This is a genomic window from Lysinibacillus phoenicis (assembly GCF_047238325.1).
GTDB classification, from domain to species: Bacteria; Bacillota; Bacilli; order Bacillales_A; family Planococcaceae; genus Lysinibacillus; species Lysinibacillus irui.
Map to the genome: position 1 here is coordinate 158,872 of NZ_JBDFMP010000002.1, position 22,768 is coordinate 181,639.

The window sequence follows — 22,768 nt, forward strand, 5'->3', positions numbered from 1 at the left end:
ATATGGAAAGCATTCATTCCTTCTAGACTGTTGCTAACTAACATACTAATAAATAAAAAAATAAACGAAAAATAGAATATATTTTGGCTATAAACTTTATGTCAAAGTTTTTCTATTCGAATAACTTTGATTTTTGCAGGATTTGACTCCAACTTTTCAGAGTACCAAATTCTTACTTTATCGCCACTTTTAATATCCTTCATAGAAAGTTTCAATTCGTTATTTAAAATTGAAACTGATTCAAATTGATTTGAATACATGAAGTTTTTACTAGAGAAACCCTCTAAATCTGATTGTTGAACGTCCTTTCCTTGAATAAAATAGACTGTTCCTTTCTGAATAACTATATAGCCAATTTCATTTTCGCTATATTCTTTACTAGATAATAGTTGGCTAACATTACCTAAGAAATATAAAATAACAAGAAGAAGTAACAATAAGACCATGTTAATAATAGGTTTCGAAACTATGTTCTTAATTCTAATCACTACCTTATTTAATTATTTTATATTAAATATAATTTATTGTTGCTCGCTTCTATTTTACTAAATAAAAAGACTTTATTTGTACTACTTCCTTAATAAGCAGGGATAGACATAGCGATTGCTTTCAATTTTCAAATTTGTAGCCATATCTACACTCACTATACTAAAGAAAGCAAAATGTGATGAAATCAAATGACATAATTATGTAAAGAAAACATACTAACATCAGTAGTACAAACCTAGTCCGAGGTTTGTACTACTATTTTTTATAGTAAAAGAGTAAACAAAATTTATAGAAACATTTATCAGTATTCTTTATTTCTCCTTAAAGAGTTGAGGGAAATGTGAAAGATGCTAAAAAATTGTCGGTACCATGCCTCCATCCATACGAATCGGAGATCCTTTAAATGCGGATGCATAAGGACTACATACAAATGTAGTTAGTCTCCCTATTTCAAATGGTTTAATAAATCTTTGTATTTCAGATTGGGGGAGGTTTGTCGTCATAAATGCTTTCTCTTTCTCTGAAAAACTCATACCTTGATTAGGAAACATACTATCAATTATTTGATACACATTTTCAGAGAGTGTAGGACCTGGCATGATTGTATTGATTGTAACTTCTCTTCCTTTTGTTAATTTAGATAGGCTTTTTGCCAAAGATAAGAGCATTGTTTTTGTCATGCAATATTGAGGCATTTGTCCTGAGGGCATAATGGCTTCTTCACTTGCAATAAAAATAATGCGTCCAAAATTATTTTCCAACATGTTAGGTAAGTAAAATTTAGATAATCCATTTGCTGCAAGAACATTAGTACGGAAGTAATTTTCCCATGTATCATCGTCAACGTCTTCGTATTGCATTATTTCATACATACCCATATTGTTAACTAAAATATCAATACTTGGATATTTTTCGAATAAAGCTTCTCTTTGCTGAGGATTAGCAATATCAGCTGTAGCATTTTTGGGGAAAGTCGATGGATAAGCTGATTTAATTTCATTGACAATGCGTTCTACCTCTTCATAATTTCGCCCATTAATGAGTACATTTACACCTTCTTTGGCTAGTTCGATAGCAATTGCTTTACCTATACCTCTTGTTGATCCAGTAACTAATGCAGTTTTATTGTTTAATCCCATATCCATAATCCAATGCCCCTTTATTTAGTATGATTATAAAGTAATAAAATCCTATTTTTGTTCGAAATTTTTATAAGATCCAATGATCTAGTTTGTTTCTATATGTTTAGCACGCCAATTTGATGGTGTATCACCTTCCCAAAGGTGGAAGGCACGGTAGAACGAGTTCTGATCTTCATAACCAATCAAGAAGGCGATATCTTTCATATCAAGCGAGGGATCAGCTAGATACGCTCGGGCCTGATCCTGTCGAACTTGTGCTAACAAATGTTTAAAGCTCGTGCATTCATTAGTAAGCCTACGCTGCAAGGTACGATCACTCATCCCTAACTCGCTTGCGATTGTCTGAATATCAGGGCGTCCTCCTGCTAAGCTTCGTTTCATCATCCATTTGACCATCTCGGTGAAGGAGCGGTTATGTTGGTGTTCATTTAACGATTGATCCAAAAGAGGGGTTAAAATTTCCAACAACTCCAAGTTATATGAAGTAAAGTGACGGTCCAGATCTCCTCGATGTAACGTCAACCGGTTACGCTTTGCACCAATCTGAATACAACAACCGAAATAATCTTCAAGAGTCTGTACATCGCCCATTGCATGTGTAAATTCAACTAACTTAGCTGTTATAGGTTGACCTGTCCCACGGCGTCCAAGCTCAAGTAGAAATGCAAGTGTGATACCAACCAGCATAGGGGGACCGGATTGCCCAGGATACGACCATTCTAGATCGATTGTACAATCCTCACCTTCCTCAGTGATACGTAAGCTTTCAGGAGGACACAGTTGCTTGTACCGTGCCATTCTTTTTAGAGCATCACGATAATCACGAGCATGGTAGTCTACTAAGACAGTAGGCGGATAATGATTTGAATCAAAGCTAGTGGCTAGTTTGATCATTCCTTTGGCAGTATCGTCAATAAGATCAGAATAAGCCTGCCAAATCGCTAAATATTGGATTGTGGAGACTACTGATTCATTCATGATCGTGAGTGGTAGTCGTGCTTTTCGAACTACGTCGTGGGGGACTATCCCTAATTGACGTATGCCTTCCCAAAATCCCACCGGCATTTTTATACGATTAGAGCTTTGTAACGTCAACATTTGAGCCTCCTTAATTCATTTGCATGTAGTGTTTATACGTGATTATTGTCTTTAGTGTTTGTACGGGACAGTTTATATAGTATCGTTTCCATCACGACTTGTAACTAGCAAATAGCGACTAAAAACTTGCTATGTACGCCAAATTTTTAGAAAATAAATTTTATTTTTATTGATAGCTTGATAGAGCAGGTAAGCTCCTGGCAATTCCGTTAACTTTATCATATCTAGATTACTAGGCTAGAAGTATTTTTCTTTTTTCAAATAGCCAAGAAAGGAATTTACAAAATCACTTTTTTCGATTGATTTTATCGAAATAATCATCTTTATCGATTTGTATGATCATAATAAGATATAGACATAGGGGAACAATAGTAAAAACTTCAAGGAAGTGGGGATAACAAACATGTCTATAGCAGTTATTTACGGTGGAAATCGTCCGGATGGGAATGTAGAGACTTTAACAAAATTAGTCACACAAGGCTTGATGGTTGAAGAAATTTATTTAAAGGATTATAGCATTGAGCCAATAATCGATAAGCGTCATGCAGAGGAGGGGTTTTCTGATGTCAACGATGATTATAATGCCGTCATTGACCGAATACTTCCGCATGATATTCTTATTTTTTCTACCCCTATTTATTGGTATAGTATGACAGGAATAATGAAGAACTTTATTGATCGATGGTCCCAATCTTTAAGAGACCCGAATTATCCTGATTTTAAGGCATTGATGTCTTCTAAAAAAGCATATGTCATTGCAGTTGGAGGGGATGAGCCGTCTATCAAAGGTTTACCAATGATTCAGCAATTTCAACATATCTTTGACTTTGTTGGTACAACTTTTGCAGGCTATATTCTAGGTGAAGGAAATAAACCAGGCGATATCGTTCAAGATCTAAAAGCAATATCTGCAGCAGAACATCTTCGAAAAGAATTACAATAGCTTCTTTGTTTAAAAGAGACGCAGATAACTAATAGTTTGATTTATTTTTTTGAGCAGATGACAAAGAACGTATTTGGACGATAGTGGTTCCAAATACGTTTCTTTTATTTGAAAAGGCATGAACGTCCGAAATTTCAATTGGCTAGCTTCTTTCTTCCATCTACCAACTAGTGTACACTTAGTTTTATTATCGGAAAAGATGAATGTTTTGGCAAAAACTATCGAAAAAAAAGATAAAGGAGTTCGAGTAATGGATTTAAAGCAGCTTCAAACGTTTTTAACAGCAGCTGAAACATTAAGCTTTACAAAGACGGCCCAGCTTCTTGACTACGCTCAATCAAGTATTACAGCTCAAGTAAAAACATTAGAACAAGAGTTAGGTGTTAATCTTTTTGAGCGTCTTGGTAAGCGTATTATCCTAACGGAAGAGGGCAAGCGACTTCAACAATATGCCAAAAAAATGCTAGAGCTAGATCGTGAAATGAAAAAAGCGATATCCAACGAGCAGGAGCAAGTCCTATTAAAGGTGGGAGCACAGGAAAGCCAATGTGTCTATCGTTTGCCGAGCATTTTACAGCAATTTCAACAGGTTCACCCCCATGTGAAAATCATTTTTAAGCCAGTGCATACAACGGACATTGCTAAAAAGCTATTACAGGTAGGGGATTTAGATGTTGCCTTTATAACAGATACGTACCAGGAGACATCAATGCTACAGCGACAGCGGTTGATTGAAGAACAGCTTATTTTCGTCAGTGCACCTATTGAAAGAAGGGAGCCGCTTTCCGCTCAACAGCTAGCACTTGAAACGATGCTGTTAACTGAAACAGGGTGCTCTTATCGAAATCATTTAGAAGCATTGCTTCAACTAGAAGGGGTTAGGCCATTACAAATGATTGAATTTGCCAGTATTGAAGCGATCAAACAATGTGTAATCGCAGGCTTAGGGATGACGTTTTTACCTAAAATGGTCGTAGAAAAAGAGCTGACAATGGGACTTGTAACAGAGATACCGTCCACATTAAAGCTAGCTCCTATTTATACAGATATTGCTTGGCATAAAGATAAGGATTTGCCACCGTGTCTCCTTGATTTTATTGCTATTGCCAAGCAGAAGTATCAAACGCTTGGGGATTAAAAAAGAGCCTGAATGTATCAGACTCCTTTGCTAGCTATTGTTTCTTTAATGTTCCAGAGAAATTAGTGCCTTCATTACGCTCTGCCCGGCAATCAACCTCAGACACTTTGAGGGCATTGTTGGATAAACGCTCTAATTCGACAACACAGCGATTGCCATTTGAGGATTTATTCATCAAAGCTTTTGTACTACTTGTTATCGTGGCAGTTCCATTGACATTACCTGAAGCTGTTCCATCATTCGCTGTTAAAGCAATAGAGAAGCTGTTACTTGTAGCGTTGGAAATGACAGCGTCGCGGCGGTTAAAATCATTGGCACCCTTACCCCATTTGTAATAATACGTGTAGACACCTTCCCAGGCACTTTTACCAGGTGTTGCCTGTTGCAAAGATTTATCAAGCTGACTTTGAGCATTTTTCGCTCTTGCCATTAATGATACATTGTTGGCATTATCATGTATGGCTTGTGCATCTGCGGAGATTTCATAAAAATTTCGTTCATCCATGCGGTAAAGCATTGTGACTACTTGGGCACGTGTCATATTGTTCGTCACCCCATAAAACTTCTGTAAATTACGGTCTTCATACTGTGGATTTTGCCCTGATGAAATATAATAATCGAGTAAAAACTGAATGGATTGATCTAAGCCTTTCTTACCACTAGCTAAATGAGCAATGGCTTGTGCCACTACACCACGCTTCACTGTAGCTGCTCGAATTCGGTTGTCGAAATAGCCATTTAAAGGAACTCCATAGCTAGCGAGCTGGTTATAAAATTCATCTGACCAGTTTGCCGAAGGAGTTTGTTTCTTTAATTCATCGATAGGGGATTCAAGCTCATAAAAATTAGCTAATAGTTTGGCTAATTGCTGTTCAGTAATAGTAGCATTTGGTTTAAACGTCCCATCAGTAAAACCATTCACAATATCATATTCCTCTGCCCATAAGATAGCTTCATAGGCATAATGATCCTCTGATACATCTCTAAAACTAGCAGCTTGTACATTGCCTGCACTGCCTACGATAAGAATGGAAAATAATAATGTACATATTAATTTTTTCATTTGTCATCTTCATCCTTTCTTGCTCGTTATGTTAATAGTTTGCAGGAAATGGATAAAAACTGCAAATTTTTCTAAGATTAATAGTCCTTATAAGAAAAAATAATCGCTATCTTCTGCTGAAGAAGCGATTATTTAAAGTTATCTATTGGGCTGTATAGCCACCATCTACTGTTAATGTGTTACCTGTCATAAATGTTGAATCGTCACAAGCCATAAATAAAACAGCTTTTGCCATTTCCTCTGGTTGACCTAAACGTTGCATCGGTGTTACTTGACGTAATGGCTCTTTGCTCTCTTCTGGGATAATAGGTGTATCAATAAAACCAGGGCATAGCGCATTGACACGGATACCACGAGTAGCAAATTCCAATGCTAATGAACGTGTTAAATTAATGACGCCACCTTTTGCTGCATTATAGGCTGCTGATCCTGCTGATCCAACCCATCCATACATCGAAGCGGTATTAACGATTGTACCGCCGTTTGCTTTTAGCATTTCTTTAATGGCAGCTTGCGCCATTAAAAATACGCCATCTAAATCTACATTCACTGTTTGGCGCCATTCCGCATAAGGTAACTCTTCTGTTGGTGTAACACGACCAATCCCCGCATTATTAAAAAGGACATCGACTTTGCCAAATATCTCGATTGTTGTTTGATAGATAGAAGCAACTTCAAGTTCATCAGTTACATTTGCTTTAATAAAGATAGCCTCTGCTCCCGTTGCTTGTAGTTGAGCAGCAAATGCTTGGCCTTTTTCTTCATTTAAATCAACAAGTACTACCTTTGCACCTTCTGCAACAAAGAGTTGAGCAGTTGCGGCACCAATACCAGAAGCACCACCTGTAATAATTGCGACTTTATCTTGTAATTTCCCCATATATGACACTCCCTTTAGGAATAATTTTTCTTGCACACTACGTAAATCACGGTGTACTTTTATTGTAAAACGCTTGAAAACGGAAACAATCAATAATGTCGTCGCAAGTGTCTAACTAGTAGACAGATTTGCTCAATATGTCTAAAAGGGAGGAAAAAATAGTGCCAAAATGGACACAAAGACAGGAAAGAACGCGCCGCCATTTTTATGAGGCGTTTAGCGAGCTAATAAAAATACAAGGGTTCCAAACGATTACAGTGAAGGATATTGTAGAACGAGCAGGCTATAACCGTAGTACCTTTTATGTGCATTTTCAAGATAAATTCGAGCTGGCAGCAAATTTACTGGAACTGATGCTGAAAGGTCTTGAAGTAGCTGTAGGTGAACCGTATCTGTATGGAGAAAAGGTTTATACAACAAAATTAAAAGCGCCATCTTTCAATATTATTCATTATATTTACAAGCATCGGTTATTTTTCGAGCTATTGAACGTCGAAGATACAATTCCTGGATTGCATACACGTATGCCGCTCACCATTACAAAAATTTATCAAGAGCAATTTAAATTTGAAACGATTAATCATCAGCCTGTTAATATGGACATGTTCAAGCATTATACTTCTTACGGCTTTTATGGATTGATGATGCAGTGGATTGCCAGTGGCTATGAGAAATCCGAGGATGCATTAATCAAAGATATTATTGAATTGACCAAAACACATATTTATGCATTTGAATTTATTGGGAAACCGCAAGAAATGGAACCGTAAAATAAGTATTGAAAAAAATCTCTAATGATCTTATTAGGGATTTTTTTATATGGGCGAAATTAATTTTTCCTTAAGAAAAAAATTTTTTACAAGAAATTTTAATAAAGTAGTTGAATTTTCTTTTATTTAAGCATATATTTTTCCTAAGGGAAACAAAATATCTCTAAAGAAAGAAGAGTGCTCGGATGAAAGAAATTGGTGATTTCAAGCTGACGATTCTTCCAATGGTTGTCTTATTGATTCTTACAATTTTATGGAAACTTACGGAATCAGTAGGAGCTGGCATGATATTAATCATTTTCTGGATGAGTTGGCGCCAGCTTATTCGGAAAATCATATAAACAATGTGGTTGCAGAGAAAGAGTGACGCTCTGAATATTGGAGGCTATGAAAATTGCGGACATAGCAACGGCAACGATGCTTGTCCGCCTATTATATTCATTCCCGCTTTTTTCAAGCAATCGCTAAATAAGAGAAAGTAGAGGTACAAAAATGAAACAATGGTTAGGTGTATTCATCCTATCACTCTCCCTGCTATTATTCGGTTGTTCAAGTGAAGCGGAGGGTGAAAAAGAGGGGATTGTTGTTGCAACCACTGGACAAATTGCAGATGCTATTAAAGAGATTAGTGGTGACCATTTACAAGTATCAGCATTAATGGGGCCAGGAGTAGATCCTCATTTATACAAGGCGACTCAAAGTGATTTATCAAAATTAGATAAAGCCGAAGTCATTTTTTACAACGGCTTACATCTAGAAGGACAAATGCTTGCTATTTTTGAACAAATGGCAAAAGAAAAAACAGTCTTGGCTGTGGGAGAGACATTAGATGAAAAGCTGCTCCTTGCAAGTGATAATGACGCCATGTTGCATGATCCGCATATTTGGTTTGATATTGAACTTTGGAAGGGCGTTGTGAAAGCAATTAGTGTACAACTTCAGGAGGAATATCCTGAATTTAAAGAGGATTTTCAAACAAATGAAGATGTTTATTTAAAGAAACTGGAGGATTTACAAAGCTATGCAAAAAATCGTGTCAATGAACTACCACAAGAGCAAAGGATATTAGTAACAGCACATGATGCGTTCAACTATTTCGGTAGAAGTCAAGGGTTTGAAGTACGTGGCTTGCAAGGACTTAGTACGGATTCAGAGTATGGTGTCAAAGATGTGCAGGAGATGGTCGATTTTTTAGTAGAAAATAAAATTAAGGCTATTTTTATAGAATCCAGTGTGTCAGATAAAGCGATGAAAGCCGTGATTGAAGGGGCTCAAGAAAAGGGGCACGACATTGTAATCGGTGGAGAACTATTCTCGGATGCGATGGGTGCTGAAGGTACAACAGAAGGTACGTATATCGGGATGTATCAACATAACATCGACACAATCGTCGATGCATTAAAGTAGGTGAATGACGATGTATGCATTAACAGTGGAAAATCTATCAGTCGCATATGATAAAAAAACAGTATTAGAAAATGCCTGTGTGACGGTGCCTAAAGGACATTTAGCTGCCATTATTGGCCCAAACGGTGCAGGCAAATCAACATTTTTAAAGGCTATCTTAAATCAGCTGCCTAATAAAGTAGGAAAGGTTGAAATTTTAGGAAAAGTGTTTGAGCCAAAAAGTTTAGTTGTTGGCTATGTCCCACAGCGCAATGCTGTGGATTGGGATTTCCCAACAAATGCATTGGATGTGGTGCTGATGGGACGGTATGGTCATACAGGTTTATTTAAAAGACCATCCAAGCAAGATAAAATGGTTGCCCGTCAAGCATTAGCTAGTGTTGGGATGCTAGACTTTGCAGAGCGTTCCATTGGGCAACTTTCAGGAGGTCAGCAACAGCGTGTATTTCTTGCAAGAGCCCTTGCACAAAACGCCGATATTTACTTCCTAGATGAGCCATTTGCAGGGGTAGATGCTGCGACAGAAAAAACGATTATTGATATTTTGAAAGAGTTAAAGGCACAAGGGAAAAGTATTTTTGTTGTGCACCATGATCTTCAAACCGTCAAAGAATATTTTGATTATACGATTTTATTAAACAAAACCATTTTAGCATCGGGTGCAACAGAAGATGTATTTACACCAGAGCAATTACAAAAAACATACGGTGGTAAACTGTTCATGATGCAGCATGTATAAGGAGGGGGCACTATGTTAAGTGGTAACTTATTGTGGGTACTGAGTGGAACGATGTTACTTGGCATTGCTGCTGGCATCACAGGCACATTCTCCTTCCTGCAAAAACAAAGCCTAGTTGGTGATGCTGCGGCCCATGCAGCATTACCAGGTATTGCGCTCGCATTCCTGTTAACAGGACAAAAGGAATTACCGATTTTAATGCTGGGAGCGGGCATTACATCTGCATTATCAGTTTATTGTATACAATGGATTGTATCGTTTTCAAAAATGAAAGCAGATGCGGCTATTGGCTTAGTCCTTACAGTATTCTTTGGTATTGGGGTTGTATTTTTAACAGTTGTTAACCGTAGTCCAATCGGTAATCAGAGCGGTCTGAATAATTTTATTTTTGGGAAAGCGGCGACGATGACTAAGGCCGATTTAATGTGGCTCTTTATTAGTGCAAGCATCATTATTTTAGTCAGTCTCTTGTTCTATAAGGAATGGAAGCTACTTATTTTTGATCCTGTCTATGCAAAGGGAATTGGCTTACCGATTGAGGCTTTAAAGGCAACGTTAACGGTGTTAATTGTTATGACGATTGTGACAGGAATCCAAGCGGTGGGTGTCATCTTAATGTCGGCTTTATTAATTATTCCTGCTGCAAGTGCCAAGCTTTGGACGAAGAAATTAAGTACGATGCTCATCTTGAGTGCCGCGATTGGAGGGATCGCTGGTATAACTGGTTCCTTTATTAGTGCGATTCGGACGGGATTATCGACAGGCCCGATTATCGTTTTAGTTGCAGCAGGAATATTCTTTATTTCCTATTTTATCAGCCCAACTGGTCAAATTAGTAAATATCGTAGAAAAATGCAATTTCGAAAGCAGGGTGATATAGGATGATTGAATTTTGGGTTATCTTCACGGGACTATTAGTTGGTGTTACATGTGGCATTGCTGGTGTTTTCCTAATCTTACGTCGCATGTCCATGATAGCAGATGCCATTAGTCATACGGTGCTCTTTGGCATTGTGATGGCCTACCTGATTACCCAAACATTAAATGGCTTTTGGATGCTTGTAGGTGCAGCAGTTGCAGGGGTGTTAACAGCTTATCTCGTACAACTATTGCATTCCTCTGGGATTCAGGAAGACGCGGCGATAGGGGTGGTATTTACATCCTTGTTTGCGGCTGGTGTCCTCCTTATCACCTTGTTTGCAGGCAATGTCCATTTAGATGTCGAACATGTCTTAATGGGGGAAATTGCCTTTGTTCCTTGGGATCAATGGACAGTGCTTGGTCTAGCGATGCCTAAAGCTGTATGGATGTTATTACTGGTCCTCATGATTAACAGTATATTCCTGCTATTATTCTTTAAAGAAATGAAGCTTGCTACTTTTGATCCTGTGTATGCTGCAACGATTGGGGTTCCTGTTGTCCTTCTTCATTACGGCTTTATGACATCCATTTCGTTCACTACTGTAGCGGCCTTTGATAGTGTAGGAGCGATTTTAGTAGTTGCTATGTTAATAGGTCCTGCAGCCACCTCCTATTTAATCAGTAAGACAATTAAGCAAATGTTTATCTATAGCATGCTCTTCGGCGCTACAGCCTCTGTGATAGGCTATTATTTAGCCAAGTTTTGGGATACTTCGATAGCTGGAATGATGGCGACAACAGTCGGGTTTGTCTTTATCGTTACCTTCGTCAGCCAAAAAATAATCGACCGAAGAAAAAAAGCACTAGTTCATAAATTAGACATGCCGTAAAGACAATAAACAATCAATAGCATTTTTATGAAAGGTGAAAAAGGGTGTTCACTAACTGCAAACAACTTCATTGGGAGCCCTTGTACGGATGGACCAACAATCAATCCTTTGCCTCGATTCTCACTCGTGACAAAATTCTTTTTTAACAACATGAAACATCGTTTGAGCGTCCATCAAACGATGTTTTTTCTATTTAGCTTACAAGTTCAAACTTTAGGATGAGTATTCCTCATAGGAAAAATAGTATACTCGTTAAGAAATGCTAGAAAGGGAAGGAATGGCATTTAAACTAACAATTTTTTCTATATTTATATGTACGAATATTTAAAATTTTGTTACGATAAATTTTATTGAAACAACAAGGAGAACAGCATGTGGAGAAATAGAAACGTTTGGATTATTTTATTAGGTGAATTTGTCGTCGGTCTCGGCTTATGGGCTGGTATTATCGGCAATCTAGCCTTTATGCAAGAGGTAGTACCGTCAGACTTTCACAAATCACTAATTATTTCTTGTGGTATTTTAGCGGGCTTAGTTGTCGGTCCAATGGCAGGTCGAATTATTGACCAATCAAAGAAAAAAACGGTTGTCCAAATGGCCAGTATTGGACGAATCGTCAGTGTTTTATTTATGTTTACAGCTCTTTATACCAATTCAGTTATTTGGATGATTCTATTTTTAATTACCTTGCAAATAGCAGCAGCGTTTTATATGCCAGCCTTGCAATCTATTATCCCAATGATTGCGAAAGAACAAGATTTAATTACGCTGAATGCTTGGCAAATGAATGCAAGAACCATTTCGAGGATCGTAGGTACGGCAGCAGCAGGATTTATGTTGAGTTTTTTTGAATTAAAATGGTTATATATTATTTCATTTATTGTCTACGTGGTCATGTTTGCCATTACAAGCTTACTGCAATTGAATGAAACGTCCAATGAAACAATGTCAAATAAAGAAAAAGGGAATTTTAAAGAAGTGTTGCCGATGGTGAAAGAGCACCCAATAGTTCTCATGACGCTTGTCTTAATGTTAATTCCAACTTTATTTTTAGGTTCATTTAATTTAGTCATTATGAAAATTTCAGAAATACATCAATCGACGACCATTTCAGGATTGTTATACACAGTGGAAGGTATCGGCTTTATGCTAGGAGCGGCGGGCTTAAAAATCATTGCTGAACGTGTACAATTGGGTACACTGCTCTTTTCATTAGCCTTTATTATCGGATCAATGGAGCTCATGCTGTTACTAGCAGATATTCAATTTTTTGCCTTAGTAGCCTTAGTAGCCTTTGGAGTCTTTGGTTTTTCCGTTGGTTGTTTTTTCCCAACAACAATGGTTATTTTCCAGAAACAAGTACCGAAACAGTTCCATGGGCGCTTTTTCTCCTTCCGAAATATGATTGATTCGGTTGTCTTTCAAATCGTCTTGTTGTCGACGGGTATGATGCTCGATTTAATCGGCTTAAATGGCATGGGGCTTGTTTTTGGGATTATTAGCCTAAGCTTAACAACTACTTTTTTGTTTTACTCAAAGAAAAAGAAAGTCGTTATGCATGCCTATTAATTTCGTGTCATTCATGCTCTGCTTCTTCAAGCGAAATACCCATAGTGGTATACTGATGAGGGCAGATAAAAAGGAGCTGTCTACCAGACAGTTCCTTCTTCATTTAATGTGGGACAATGGTAAAACCATATTAAAGTAGATTAAAGTCATCTTATAAACATAAAGTACCTTGAGTAGGCTTCCAATATGGATAGAAAAGCAGCGATGAGATAGCTACCTTCTAAAGCTAGCAAGGTACGATATGTAGATTTAAAGAAAGTAGGTTAAAGAATGGATGGAAAAAATCAAGAGGCAATAGCGTCCTATATTGATTCACCTGAAAAACTGAAAAGCTTGTATAAGCGTGTATTAATGGTTGTCAGTCTATCCCAAATTTTTGGTGGTGCTGGTCTTGCGGCAGGTATTACAGTAGGTGCCTTATTAGCTCAACAAATGCTGGGAACGGATGCCTATGCGGGTGTACCATCTGCCTTATTTACGTTAGGATCAGCAGGAGCGGCTTTCATTGTAGGAAAAATATCACAGCGATATGGCCGTCGTACAGGCTTATCAACTGGTTTTATAGTAGGTGGACTAGGTGCAATAGGTGTTGTTCTAGCTGCTTTGCTAAATAATGTAATTGTATTATTTGCTGCTCTATTAATCTATGGTGCAGGCACGGCGACCAATTTACAGGCCCGCTATGCTGGGACAGATTTAGCCAATGATAAACAACGAGCTACAGCGATTAGCACGACTATGCTCATGACAACATTCGGTGCTGTACTAGGTCCGAACTTAGTCGAAGTAATGGGAAAAGTGGCATTATCTATTGGTATTCCAGCTCTTGCGGGTCCTTTTATTTTATCTGCAGTTGCTTTTATTGCCGCTGGACTTGTGCTATTTATCATGTTACGTCCTGATCCTTTAGAAATTGCCAAAGCTATTGAAGCACACAAGCACAAAATTAAAGCAAATAAAACACCAGCCATGCAAACATCAGGCAATAAAAAAGGCCTAGCAGTAGGGGCAACGGTTATGGTTTTAACGCAAATTGTCATGGTTGCGATTATGACGATGACACCAGTACATATGAAACATCATGGCCATGGTTTAGCAGAGGTAGGCATTGTTATCGGGTTTCATGTAGGTTCCATGTATCTTCCTTCACTCATTACAGGTATCCTTGTCGATAAAATTGGACGGACAGCTATGAGTATTGCCTCAGGTATTACACTGCTATTTGCTGGTTTAGTGGCCGCGTTTGCACCGAGCGATTCGATGGTATTACTCATTGTTGCACTTTCTTTACTCGGATTAGGTTGGAATTTCGGTTTAATTAGTGGGACAGCTCAAATCGTCGATGCGACAGAGCCTTCCATACGTGCAAAAACACAAGGAAAAATGGATGTCTTGGTTGCATTGGCAGGTGCATCAGGTGGGGCGCTATCCGGTATGGTAGTGGCGAATGCAAGCTATGCAGCATTATCCTTAGCGGGAGGGCTATTGTCTCTAGTACTGATTCCTGTAGTTATTTGGTCGAGAAGAGCGGCTTAAAAAGGAGAGAAGAAATTGGCATCTAATCTAATTATCATTCGAGGAAATTCTGGCAGTGGCAAAACGACAATCGCTAAAAGTCTTCAACATCATCTTGGACATGGCACGCTTGTGGTCCCGCAGGATGTGGTCCGTCGTGATATGTTAAAAGTTCATGACAGAGAAGGGAACCTTTCCATTGAGTTAATTCGCCAAATCGCGGAATATGGGAAAGGTCGATGCAAATTTGTCATTGTAGAGGGAATATTGAATGAAAGTCGTTACGGAGATATGCTGAAAAACTTAATCCAATTTTATGATCAAAAAGCCTTTACGTATTATTTCGATTTAACTTTTGAGGAAACTGTTAGTCGTCATCATTCTAGAGCCAAAAAGAATGAGTTCGGAGAAGATTCATTACGTACGTGGTGGCATCCGAAAGATTATCTTGGCGTCGCTGGTGAAACGCTGTTGACGAATGATATGTCACAGGAAGATATATTAAAACTAATTTTAAAGCAGCTACAGAAGTAATTAATATGGATAGAACAATATTTAGATCTTACTCTGATCCTTCTTAGGGTAAGATTTTTTCAATTGGAACTACTTTGAAGGAAAAACCGTCACAATGTTAAATCGTTAGAAAGCTCAGTGTAGGTATTGATGTGGATTTAATAACAGAAAAATTAATCATGATTGCTTTATTCATTTTAATCATTCATGCTATTGAAACGCTTGCTTATGCAGTACGTTTATCAGGAGCACGGGTCAGATTACTAGCGTCAGCTTTATCTCTTTTTAATGTGATGGTGATGGTGTCGAGACTAGCAAATATGATGCAACAGCCGTTTACAGGAAGCCTAGTTGATACTGCACCTGTTGATACTGCTTTGACACATGTCGAATATCAGTTTCGAATGATTATAGGAGCGGCATCATTTGGCACACTAGTAGGAATCTTATTAATCCCTACCTTTGTAGCCATTTTTTCAAGGGCCATTGTACATTTGGCTGACGAGAGGGGTTCAATCCCAGCATTGTTGAAAAAAGGCTTTACGCTTGAATATGTGCGACGAGGTGTAAAGCATATTCATAAACCTCGTTTTACCTATCTAAAAGGCATCAGCTTACGAGATATACCAATTAAATTATTTGTCATTAATATTATCATTACGGCCATCTATACTATTGGGGTTTTATCTGCTTTGTACGCCACTTTATTAGTACCTGAATTAAAGACCACTGCGGTTATGGCGTCTGGATTAATTAATGGCATAGCGACAATCCTTTTGATTTTATTCATTGACCCTAAAATTTCTATTCTTGCCGATGATGTCATCAATAAAAGAGGAAGTTATATCGATTTAAAGAAAGCTTCCGTTATGATGATGTTTTCCCGATTTTTAGGAACGATTGTGGCACAGTTATTATTGATCCCTGGTGCTCATTATGTTGCGTGGTTTGCCAAGCTGATTGCTTAACAAAAAAACACCCTCATACTACAGGAAGAGCAGGTGAAACACTCGAAAGTCATCACATAGGATGGGGACAATATTTACACCATACAAATCCACAAGAAATTGTAAGGACGTTTATGGAAAATTAAAGTAAAAAATCTTATCTCTTTATTTTTTAGAGGTAAGATTTTTTGATTCTTACAAAATCTTTCATTTCCACGGTAGGTACATAATTCAACTTGGCAAAACGATCCTGCAAGACACAATACTAGTGAGAGGCAGAATAATATTGTCATTAGTAATGGTCACCTAAAGTGATAATCTTGAACGCGACATTAAAAAGCAAGGGCAGTAACAAGCTACTACGCGGCTGTTTGGCTCTATAATATATCGCAATCCTCCTCTAAATATAAAAGTAATGCCATTCACAAAAACTTTAAAATGTAATCCATACTTCGATGAGTGTTGAAATACTATCTGTTTAAAATAAGCATATAGCAAGATAAAATTATGTGAGGAGCTAGTTATGAAAAACTATCAATTTATAGCTTTATTAGTGATAACAACCTTTTTAATGGGTTCATCATTTGCCATCGTAAAAATAGGATTAGTGTATTCTTCGCCTTTATTATTGGCTGCATTTCGATTTATACTGGCAGGTATAATTATGGCTGTTGTTGTTAGGATCTTTAAAAGGCCACATCCTGCTTCAAAGGAAGAATGGTTCAAGCTTTGTATCATTGGGTCCTTTCAAACAGCTGGTGTCATGGGGTGCATTTTTTTAAGTCTTCGCACGATTACAGCCAGTGAATCTTCTATTTTAACCTTTACAAATCCCTTATTCGTTGTGATATTTGCCACCATTTTTATGAAAGCACGTTACCGCTTCTATCAATGGATAGGCGTTTTACTTGGCTTAATAGGGGTGATTATTACCATGGGGGCTCATTTTGAATTAAAGATGGGTATTCTGTTTGGGCTTCTATCAGCAATTTTTTGGGCCATTGCGACCCTATTAGTGAAAAAATGGGGCGTATTATTTGATACTTGGGTTCTATCAGCCTATCAAATGCTATTTGGAGGAGTACTCCTTTTGCTAGGTAGCACCTTGCTAGAGCAACCATTCTTTATTGTTCATCAGCAGTCCATCTTACTTTTGTTATGGCTTAGCCTTCTTTCTTCCATCATTCAATTTGCAGGGTGGTACTATCTTCTTCAAAATAGTGATCCAGGGAAAACAAGTGCCTATTTATTTTTAGCTCCTTTTTTTGGCGTATTAACAGGCTGGGTGTTATTAAACGAACCGCTAAAACAATCACTCGTTATGGGCGGGTTGTTTATCATTAGTGGCATTTATTTAGTCAATCGGACGTTTAGTAAAGGAAAGGGCTAGGAGATAACCTCTTAGCCCCCTATTTTGTTAGCAATCTATTTGGAATATCTCTTTAAAACCTTTCCTACCTTTCTCTGTCACTTTGATGGCGCGAATAAAAGGTACTCGTGTAAGCCAGCCGAGGCTCAATAATTGGTTTAATAGTTCGCTACCAAGTGCACCAGCCAAATGGTATCGTCGTTCACTCCAATCTAAGCAGGCATGAGAAAAGGAGCGTCTTTTTCTTTTTACAGCAGCTAAATCAAGCCCAAATGTAGTGAAAAATAAAGTGCCTTCATCTGTTAAGACAAATTGCTTGTCCTCTAATTTTATATAACCTGCATCCGTCAAGGCTTCCGTTAATTGGACTCCTAATTTACCTGCTAAATGATCATAGCAAGTGCGAGCATCCTGTAATAATTTCATTTGGCTCGATTGTTTTAAAGAACGGACCTCTGGTGGAGGTGAGATGGCTAAGAAAGACTCCAAAAATTGAGCAATATCTTCACCAGCTAATTGAAAATAACGGTGTCGGCCCTGTTTTTCAACTTTTATCAGCTTACCTTCGATTAATTTAGCAAGATGAAAGCTAGCAGTTTGAGGTTTGATGGCAGCCATATATGCCAGTTCACTAGCAGTATGGAAACGGCCGTCCATCATACTAGCAAGGATGGTGGCTCTTGATGTATCGCCGAGTAGTGATGCAACTTCAGCCATGTTTGGATTAATTCCCATATGTCACAATCCTTTCAATTTTCTATATTATGATTTTAGTCAAAGTTATTATCGTTTACAATAAAAGTTATAGAGGAGGAGAAATAAATGGAAACGTACTATGCAGTAATTTTTACATCGCAAAGAACCGAACGAGATGGGGAGGGCTATGGCGAGATGGCGGAAATAATAAACACATTGGCACAGCAACAGCCTGGCTTCCTGCGTGTTGAAAGTGTGAGAAACGATGAAGGTAGAGGTATTACGGTGTCCTATTGGGAATCACTAGAAGCTATTCAAGCCTGGAAAGACAATGCCAAGCATTTGACTGCACAACAATTGGGTAAAGGTAAATGGTACACAAACTATCAAGTAGAAATCTGCCAAATAATAAAAGAGTATTCTTTTGTAAAATAGAAATAGTGAATGAGAAGGGGGCCTACTTTATAATGATAATCGCGGACAAATGGCATGAACTTAGAAAAAATTTTAATCCTTCCAATCCAATAACGATTAATGAAATGCATGCTTTCAAAGATCAAGTAAAGCAGGAGCCACAAACTGAAGAAACGTTAAGGATACTAGTAGAGGTTTATTGCTTACTAAGAATGTATCCAGAAGCTTATCAATTATTTACAACTATTATGAATAAAGCAGATAAGAAAGATCTGAAAAAATATGGCGTTCTCCAAACCTACATAAATAAACCAAATTCCGTTAATCCTCTGTTACCAAGAAAAATTAGAGAACATCGGCAATTAAAAACGAAAATCCCAACGTTTAAATATTTACCAAACCCTCTCGAAGCTAAAATTTTTGAAACAGATGAATTCGTTGTATGTGATTGTTGCCAGCAGGAGGTTGATGTCTATTATACTGGTGGTATTTATGCAATTGAGGATGTAGATTATCTTTGTCCTTCCTGCATACATAGTGGGGAAGCAGCTCAAAAATATGATGGTTCTTTCCAGCAAGACTTACTAGATGATGAACAGGTTACGAATCCTAAGTTTGCCGAGGAAGTGCTCTATCGAACGCCTGGCTATGTAAGCTGGCAGGGCAATAATTGGGTGGCTCATTGTTCGGACTATTGTGCGTTTATCGGCTATGTCGGCTGGAGTGATTTAGTGGAGCTAGGGATAGACAATGAATTTGACAATTACACAGGCTTTTCGAAAGATGAACTTTCTGCATCCTTAATGAACAATGGTCATCATCAAGGCTATTTATTTCAGTGCTTAGAATGTGACCGATATGTACTATATTCTGATTTTAGCTAATAGTTTTTGGTTTTAAGGAGGTAGAAAAATGGAACAATTTCTTCAACGATATTTGTATTCTTGGCGCTTAAATGGTTGGTTAATCCACGATATTTTTTTATATGTCATATTGGGCTTAGGATTATTACTAGTATTGTTTATCGTTATAAAACGGAAACGGCTCATCACGTCTAGCATTTTGCTCATTATTTTTTTATTGATCAGCAATTTCTTAATGATTATTTTTGGCTTAGCAGGGAGAGCTTTTCCAATCAAATCAGATTCCGCCATTTATACAGATGATTCACAAAGTATTGCTGTTCAAATGGTGCGAGGCTCTGAAAATAACGGAACATCGAATGGTATTACACATATAATTTCTCATTATCTCCTCGTTGCAGTGAATATCGAGACAGGAGAAAAGCAGTGGACACAATCTTCCTCTTCTAAAGAAACACTTATTGGGAAATTTATGGGTGGTCTCCTTATTCATCATCGTGACGATGAATTTGGCCAATTGTCATTGCTAGATATGACAACAGGCAAAGAAATACTCTCTGAAAAAGAATTTCGTCAGCAGCATCAGCCATTAATAGATGTGTTGAGCAATGGTGCCCAACAGATGGTAGCCTTAGAAAATAATTTATATTTGGAGGGTGTCGATGGGAAATTCTATCGCTATGATGGGAAGACGTTAAGCGAGGAGCCAAAAGCTAAAGACTATCTTTCAGCACGCTTCTTTATTGAAGCATCTTTACCTGGTTATTTTGCCACGCATCAACAGCCAGTAGAAGACGATCAAGCAATCAATAATTTTAGTCAAGCTGTCCTAACAGAGCCTGCCATACAAGCTTATCAAAATTTAGAACCTAAAGTGATTGATGTGGATATAGCCCAAAAAACGGCGATCGTTTCTTATCGAAAAACACAGCGAGAAAGTGCGGATCATATTTTACTACTGTACGATATGAACAAACATCAAATAATATGGGAAGAAAATATAGGGATCATCAACCAAGAGCAACAACAGCCTGGTGTTCGCATATTAGAGAATACCTATGTCATTCAAGCGGGTGATAGGCTAGTTGTTTTAGATAAGGAAACAAGGAAGAAGACCGTTCACTATCATCTACGATGGAATCGACCGATCGATTAAACGTGAACATATTGAACAAGGTCCTTGTATTAAGGGAAGTAAATAATCAAGGAGAAACATAGTTCTTTTTTCGATTCTTGTAAAATAGCGTATAATTTAAATAGAAAGAAACACTACTTAAAAGGATGACGTACGAACATGAACGAACAATTAGTAGAATGGATTATTCGCTTTCAAAAAGATAAAGATATAGAAGCACTCGCCAATTTAAAAGACTATTGTTATGAGATGATTGAGCCCTTGATAAAGGAATTTACAGCGAAGTATGGTGAAGAGGCAGGAGAGCTATTACGTTTAAAATGGGACAAACGATTTTATTTTATTTTTACTAAATATCAGGTCAATGTGGGACTCCCATTAGATACATTTGTCCAAAATACGTATCGCTTTTATTTCATGCAGGTATTAAAAAAGGCTGGTTATAAGAAGTGATAAAAAAACCCTTCATTTAGGAACTGCTCGCTTTTTTAAGACAGTCAGCCCAAATGAGGGGTATTTATTTTTCTCTTTATAAATAAATACGTTTAGATGAATTGGCTATGTTCATTTCTTTACGATATTTTGAAACTGTTCGACGTGAAATTCGAACACCCTCCGCTTCTAATTCTTCCGTTAGTTGTTGATCTGATAGAGGGAATTTCCTATTTTCATTTTCTACTAATTCCTTAATGCGGCGTTTGACAAATGATACAGAATCAAGTTTTCCAGCGTCATTGATTATGCCTTTTGTAAATAGAGACTGTAGTGCAAAGACGCCATGTTCTGTACGGATATATTTATTTTTAACCGCACGACTTATCGTGGATTCATGCATATTTAATGCTTGTGCAACATCTTTTAAACGCATTGGAGATAAGGCATTTATTCCATGCTCAAAGAATGAAGCTTGCATATCAAGAAGTAATCGTGTCAGGCTGTATAATGTTTTATCACGCTGAGCAATCCCTTGCGTTAAAACAATGATATCGTTCATGCATTGTTGGTAATAGGCATAATCTTCAACGGATTCTTTTAGTAGATCTACGTAATTTTGATTAATTTCTATTTTAGGTAAAAACCGATTATTAACTTCTATAATCCATTCCCCATTCAGTTTACTGATGATTATATCAGGTATAATATATTCGTTATTCGTATGACTATCCAGTGAAATTGGGATTGGTTGTAGGTTTCGTATATATTGTATGGTTCTTTGCGTTTCTTCTATAGAAATGTCATAAGTCGTACTTAACAATTTAATTGATAAATTAGCTACTTGCTCTAAATGATGTTGTATGAATTGAGCAGCAAAAGGTGGGGCTTCTAGATCATTGTATATTTGAATTAATAAATATTCCTTAAAATCTCTTGCTCCAACGCCAAGAGGTTCGAAGGTTTGTAATAGTTCTAGCAGTGTTTTTATATGGTCTAAAGAGATGTTAAAAGATTCAGCAACTTTGGATAGGTCTACATTTAAAAATAAGTGTTCATCGAGGTTACATATGAAATATTTTAAAATATCTCTATCATGCGGTGTAATATCTGGGTGGAAGGGTATTTGATCAAGTAGTTGGGTAATGTATGAATGTTGCTGTGTTAGCCGAGTTTGAATAAAATCATAATGTTGTTTTTGCTTAGGTTGAATACCTTTTATAGACATTGTGGCAAGGTCTACAATGTCCTTTGTATGATTCATATTTTTCTCAATTACAGTTAATAAAGGGTTTTCATTTGATTTCTCATAAATATGTTGTTCTAATTCTGAGCTGGAGTATTGTAGTAGTTCCAATTGATGAATGAGTTCGGTTGTCAACGTTTGGGTAATTTGTTGTGAGACGTTTAAATTCATTTTCAAGGGAATCACCTCATTTTCTCTATGTAATGTTATTATTATCTAATCTAGATTTTTTGTCTATAATAGATCAAATAGTTAATAAAGATTATTTGTAGGAAGCGAATGAAGACTACAAACAGAACGGTATATCACATAGTTAATGGATCTTAGGTTATCTGGTAATTTTATGCTCCTAATGATAGAGGATTCAACCATGGAACCGACTTGACATGTTCCCCTCTAATGCACTAATGTTTCATAGATTACAATATAAATAATTAAATTAGCTACCCATGTACTGCCCCATTAAGTATTAAGTTTTACTTTTATAGGGCCTCAATTTTGGGTGGCTTTTTTGTTGTGAATCCTACCTACAAGTTTTCTAATTGGAAAGGGATTCTATATTATCCTTACTGACAGAAAATTTTAAAGGTAAGATGTAACTTTTGGCGAATTAAAAAAGAGAAGATAATTGGGCTTCCGTTCCATATAA

General features: G+C 37.2%; 23 protein-coding genes. 16 read left to right on the plus strand and 7 right to left on the minus strand.

Going from position 1 to position 22,768, the window contains the following annotated elements; translation table 11 throughout:
* Positions 1-101 precede the first annotated feature (101 nt).
* From ABC382_RS01915 to ABC382_RS01925, 3 genes are all read right to left on the minus strand, one after another.
* Entirely contained in the window at positions 102-446 is a 345-nt protein-coding gene (locus ABC382_RS01915) for a DUF3221 domain-containing protein (RefSeq protein WP_322610609.1), read from the minus strand.
* Positions 447-839: 393 nt separating this feature from the next.
* Positions 840-1,634 (minus strand): SDR family NAD(P)-dependent oxidoreductase, encoded by a 795-nt coding sequence (locus ABC382_RS01920; RefSeq protein WP_274793462.1) that lies wholly within the window; start codon positions 1,632-1,634, stop codon positions 840-842.
* An 81-nt stretch (positions 1,635-1,715) separates the two neighbouring features.
* The gene (locus tag ABC382_RS01925) at positions 1,716-2,729 is read right to left on the minus strand and encodes a helix-turn-helix domain-containing protein (RefSeq protein ID WP_412926542.1); all 1,014 of its coding nucleotides are present in this window, start codon (positions 2,727-2,729) and stop codon (positions 1,716-1,718) included.
* Positions 2,730-3,132: 403 nt separating this feature from the next.
* On the opposite strand from ABC382_RS01925, the gene ABC382_RS01930 reads away from it, so the two are divergent.
* Positions 3,133-3,672, plus strand: a complete 540-nt coding sequence (locus tag ABC382_RS01930; protein WP_274793460.1) for a flavodoxin family protein — start codon at positions 3,133-3,135, stop codon at positions 3,670-3,672.
* A gap of 250 nt (positions 3,673-3,922) precedes the next feature.
* Positions 3,923-4,810: a LysR family transcriptional regulator gene (locus ABC382_RS01935; protein ID WP_322610610.1), complete on the plus strand. Its 888-nt coding sequence runs from the start codon at positions 3,923-3,925 to the stop codon at positions 4,808-4,810.
* A 34-nt stretch (positions 4,811-4,844) separates the two neighbouring features.
* On the opposite strand, the gene ABC382_RS01940 is transcribed toward ABC382_RS01935, so the two are convergent.
* Positions 4,845-5,873 (minus strand): S-layer homology domain-containing protein, encoded by a 1,029-nt coding sequence (locus ABC382_RS01940; RefSeq protein ID WP_322610611.1) that lies wholly within the window; start codon positions 5,871-5,873, stop codon positions 4,845-4,847.
* Positions 5,874-6,015: 142 nt separating this feature from the next.
* On the minus strand, positions 6,016-6,753 hold the full coding sequence (locus ABC382_RS01945) for an SDR family NAD(P)-dependent oxidoreductase (protein WP_322610612.1): 738 nt from the start codon (positions 6,751-6,753) through the stop codon (positions 6,016-6,018).
* A gap of 161 nt (positions 6,754-6,914) precedes the next feature.
* On the opposite strand from ABC382_RS01945, the gene ABC382_RS01950 reads away from it, so the two are divergent.
* The 10 genes from ABC382_RS01950 (at position 6,915) to ABC382_RS01995 (ending at position 17,354) form a co-directional block, all read left to right on the plus strand.
* A complete protein-coding gene (locus tag ABC382_RS01950) occupies positions 6,915-7,523 on the plus strand; it encodes a TetR family transcriptional regulator (RefSeq protein ID WP_313470690.1) in 609 nt (202 codons plus the stop codon).
* A 492-nt stretch (positions 7,524-8,015) separates the two neighbouring features.
* On the plus strand, positions 8,016-8,930 hold the full coding sequence (locus ABC382_RS01955; protein ID WP_274793455.1) for a metal ABC transporter solute-binding protein, Zn/Mn family: 915 nt from the start codon (positions 8,016-8,018) through the stop codon (positions 8,928-8,930).
* Positions 8,931-8,940: 10 nt separating this feature from the next.
* A complete protein-coding gene (locus tag ABC382_RS01960) occupies positions 8,941-9,669 on the plus strand; it encodes a metal ABC transporter ATP-binding protein (protein ID WP_274793454.1) in 729 nt (242 codons plus the stop codon).
* 12 nt (positions 9,670-9,681) lie between these two features.
* Positions 9,682-10,554 (plus strand): metal ABC transporter permease, encoded by an 873-nt coding sequence (locus tag ABC382_RS01965; protein ID WP_322610613.1) that lies wholly within the window; start codon positions 9,682-9,684, stop codon positions 10,552-10,554.
* Positions 10,551-11,420 (plus strand): metal ABC transporter permease, encoded by an 870-nt coding sequence (locus ABC382_RS01970; RefSeq protein ID WP_274793452.1) that lies wholly within the window; start codon positions 10,551-10,553, stop codon positions 11,418-11,420. Before ABC382_RS01965 ends, ABC382_RS01970 begins: the two co-directional genes overlap by 4 nt.
* A gap of 372 nt (positions 11,421-11,792) precedes the next feature.
* Complete coding sequence (locus ABC382_RS01975; protein WP_412926543.1) at positions 11,793-12,989, plus strand: MFS transporter; 1,197 nt, start codon at positions 11,793-11,795, stop codon at positions 12,987-12,989.
* A 270-nt stretch (positions 12,990-13,259) separates the two neighbouring features.
* Positions 13,260-14,525, plus strand: a complete 1,266-nt coding sequence (locus ABC382_RS01980) for an MFS transporter (RefSeq protein ID WP_274793450.1) — start codon at positions 13,260-13,262, stop codon at positions 14,523-14,525.
* 15 nt (positions 14,526-14,540) lie between these two features.
* Positions 14,541-15,038 carry a kinase gene (locus ABC382_RS01985; RefSeq protein ID WP_312506507.1) on the plus strand — a complete coding sequence of 166 codons (498 nt, stop codon included), beginning with the start codon at positions 14,541-14,543 and terminating at the stop codon, positions 15,036-15,038.
* Between the two features lie 158 nt (positions 15,039-15,196).
* Positions 15,197-15,985, plus strand: a complete 789-nt coding sequence (locus ABC382_RS01990) for a lipid II flippase Amj family protein (protein ID WP_274797343.1) — start codon at positions 15,197-15,199, stop codon at positions 15,983-15,985.
* Positions 15,986-16,487: 502 nt separating this feature from the next.
* Complete coding sequence (locus ABC382_RS01995) at positions 16,488-17,354, plus strand: DMT family transporter (RefSeq protein ID WP_322610614.1); 867 nt, start codon at positions 16,488-16,490, stop codon at positions 17,352-17,354.
* 27 nt (positions 17,355-17,381) lie between these two features.
* Here ABC382_RS01995 and ABC382_RS02000 read toward each other — a convergent pair whose 3' ends face one another.
* A complete protein-coding gene (locus ABC382_RS02000) occupies positions 17,382-18,068 on the minus strand; it encodes an ArsR/SmtB family transcription factor (protein WP_412926544.1) in 687 nt (228 codons plus the stop codon).
* A gap of 87 nt (positions 18,069-18,155) precedes the next feature.
* On the opposite strand from ABC382_RS02000, the gene ABC382_RS02005 reads away from it, so the two are divergent.
* The 4 genes from ABC382_RS02005 to ABC382_RS02020 all read left to right on the plus strand — a co-directional run bounded on the left by ABC382_RS02005 (position 18,156) and on the right by ABC382_RS02020 (position 20,894).
* On the plus strand, positions 18,156-18,464 hold the full coding sequence (locus tag ABC382_RS02005) for an antibiotic biosynthesis monooxygenase family protein (protein ID WP_322606615.1): 309 nt from the start codon (positions 18,156-18,158) through the stop codon (positions 18,462-18,464).
* Positions 18,465-18,496: 32 nt separating this feature from the next.
* Entirely contained in the window at positions 18,497-19,327 is an 831-nt protein-coding gene (locus tag ABC382_RS02010; RefSeq protein WP_322610615.1) for a CbrC family protein, read from the plus strand.
* 28 nt (positions 19,328-19,355) lie between these two features.
* Positions 19,356-20,462 (plus strand): PA2928 family protein, encoded by a 1,107-nt coding sequence (locus ABC382_RS02015; protein WP_322610616.1) that lies wholly within the window; start codon positions 19,356-19,358, stop codon positions 20,460-20,462.
* A 138-nt stretch (positions 20,463-20,600) separates the two neighbouring features.
* Positions 20,601-20,894 (plus strand): hypothetical protein, encoded by a 294-nt coding sequence (locus ABC382_RS02020; protein ID WP_322610617.1) that lies wholly within the window; start codon positions 20,601-20,603, stop codon positions 20,892-20,894.
* 76 nt (positions 20,895-20,970) lie between these two features.
* Here ABC382_RS02020 and rpoN read toward each other — a convergent pair whose 3' ends face one another.
* Positions 20,971-22,290 (minus strand): RNA polymerase factor sigma-54, encoded by a 1,320-nt coding sequence (gene rpoN, locus ABC382_RS02025; protein ID WP_322611014.1) that lies wholly within the window; start codon positions 22,288-22,290, stop codon positions 20,971-20,973.
* Positions 22,291-22,768 lie beyond the last annotated feature (478 nt).